This window comes from Mycobacterium sp. (assembly GCF_035314905.1).
Classification (GTDB): Bacteria; Actinomycetota; Actinomycetes; order Mycobacteriales; family Mycobacteriaceae; genus Mycobacterium.
The window spans coordinates 1-2,343 of record NZ_DATFYW010000164.1; the positions used below are offsets into that span (position 1 = coordinate 1).

At 68.2% G+C, this 2,343-nt stretch carries 2 protein-coding genes; both read left to right on the forward strand.

Features of this window, described 5'->3' with window-relative positions; all coding sequences use genetic code 11:
* The first annotated feature begins 488 nt into the window (after positions 1 to 488).
* A complete protein-coding gene (locus VKG81_RS14110; protein WP_324396905.1) occupies positions 489 to 1,964 on the forward strand; it encodes a hypothetical protein in 1,476 nt (491 codons plus the stop codon).
* 133 nt (positions 1,965 to 2,097) lie between these two features.
* The coding region (locus VKG81_RS14115) for a wax ester/triacylglycerol synthase domain-containing protein (protein WP_324396907.1) at positions 2,098 to 2,343 on the forward strand (246 nt) is incomplete at its 3' end.

A 2,343-nucleotide genomic window follows, 5' to 3' on the forward strand; every position in this document is an offset into this window, starting at 1 on the left:
CTCGCGCGCTCACTTTTGCGGCATCACATGTTCGACTTGGAATGCCGCCGCCGCAATGGCACCGCCAACTTCGGATGTAGCGCAGCGACGCCCGCGCCTGGAACCGCCGCCGACAGGTGCGGGACCTCGACACGAGCCTGATCTGCGGCCCTTCTGGTGGAGCTGCCGGGAATCGAACCCGCTGCAAAAAGTCTGCTGACGTGCGGAAACGTTGCGTTTGATGACGCGAAACAGCGTGAAATGACGTGAAACGACCTGCGGATACACCGAAAGGTGTTGACGGCGTCAACACGCCGCGGCCCGGCTGACAACCCACGTGAGCGCTTGCCCCCATGGCAATAGGCTGCTCGAGATAGAGCTGGTAAGGCCCAACGGCTCGGACGGCCGAACGCTGAAGTGTGGCTGAACCCGCATGATGCGCCTACTTTGCGAGGTGGGCCCGTGCTGCAGTGGGTCGACGTCCAGCAGTGCCGCGAGGGAGGTGCGCCGTGGGTGACCGCGTCGATGCTTCCGCCCTGGTTGTTGGCCAAGCCGACGAGGTGCGGCGGAGGCTCGAGCTGTGCGTTGCCGTGTTGCAGCGCATGGTTGACGGCGGCTGGTTCGTCGCCCATGAGGACACCATCGGTATGGAGGTCGAGCTCGATCTCGTGGATCCGTTAGGCCGGCCACGGCAGATCAATGACGCCGTCCTGGCACGGCTGGGCCGGGCGGACATGCAACACGAGCTCGGCCAGTTCAACGTCGAGCTGAACCTCGCTCCACGTCGGCTGCAAGGCCGCGTGCTGCATGACAGCGAGCGCGACCTCGCCGACGTGCTCGAGGCGTGCCGGGCGCGGATCGAACGGCTCGGCGCTCGGCTGCTCGCCGTCGGTATGCTGCCCACCCTCAGCGCCGAGCACCTGACCATCGAGCGGATCTCCAGCAACCCGCGCTACGCGCTGCTGTGCCGCCGCATGCGCGCCGCTCGCCAGAGGCCGTTCCTGGTGCGCATCATCGACGGGTGTGAGCCGGTGGAGTTCACCACCGACTCGGTCGCTCCCGAAGCCGCCGCGACCAGCCTGCAGCTGCACCTGCGGGTGCCACCGGACCGCTTCGCCGCGTACTACAACGCCGCCCAAATGATCGCCGGGGCGCAGGTCGCGGTGGCCGCGAACTCGCCGTACCTGCTCGCCCGCCAGGTATGGCAAGAAACCCGCATCACGTTGTTAGAGCAGCTGTTCGACACCCGCCGCCGCAGGGAGGTCCGAGCCGGCGCACCGGCGCGCGTCCGGCTCGGCGACCGGTGGGTCGACAGCCCCGTGGAGCTCTTCGACGACCTCGTGCGGCTGTTTCGGCCGCTGCTTCCGACGCTGGAGGCCGAGGATCCCGATGCCGCCCTCGGGGCCGGGTGCGCTCCGGCCCTGCGTGAGCTCCGGCTGCACAACGGAACGGTGTGGCGCTGGAACCGTCCGGTCTACGACGTCCAGGCCGGGCGCCCGCAGCTGCGCATCGAGAACCGGGTACTGCCCAGCGGACCGACTCCCGTCGACATGGTCGCCAACGCCGCGTTCTACTACGGACTGGTCCGCGCGATCGTCGACAGCGACCCCACCCCTTGGAAGCAGATGCCCTTCGCGGCGGCCGAGCAGAACCTGCACCGCGCGGCACGAGACGGGCTGGCAGCGCGGCTGTGCTGGCAGGGCGTCGACCACCCCGTCGACCAGCTCACCCGTGAGGTCCTGCTGCCGGCCGCGGCGGCCGGGCTCGACGCTTGGGGCGTGGACGCGGACGACCGCGACCGGTACCTCGGTGTCATCGAAGCGCGGGTTCGATGCGGCCGCACCGGCGCTGTCTGGCAGACCGAGACGTTGAGCTACCTCGAGGAGCACGGGCTGCAACGCATCCTGGCGCTGCGTGAGATGACCCGGCGGTATGCGGAGCACGCGCGCACCGGTGCCCCAGTCCACGAATGGCCGGTGCCATGACCGCCGCGTGTTGCAGGCTCACCGCGAGGGTCTGACACACAGGCCGTCATCGCCCAGGCCCGACGATCTATCAGATAGGCCTTAGTTCACGCGTTTTCGCGTTGACGCGACCTGCCCGCTCTACTCTGTCGGCATGAGGCGGCTGTCCAGCGTAGATGCTGCGTTCTGGTTCGCCGAGACGCACGCCTGGCACATGCACGGCGCCGGACTGACGATCTGCGACCCGTCCGACGTGTCGGGTTTCTGCTTCCGGGCGGTCGAGAACCTTGTCGCTTCTCGCCTTCCGGAGATGCCGGAGCTGCGCTATCGAGTGGCGGGGGCGCCCCTGGGACTCGACAGGCCATGGTTTGTCGAGGACCGCGAGCTCGACATCGACTAT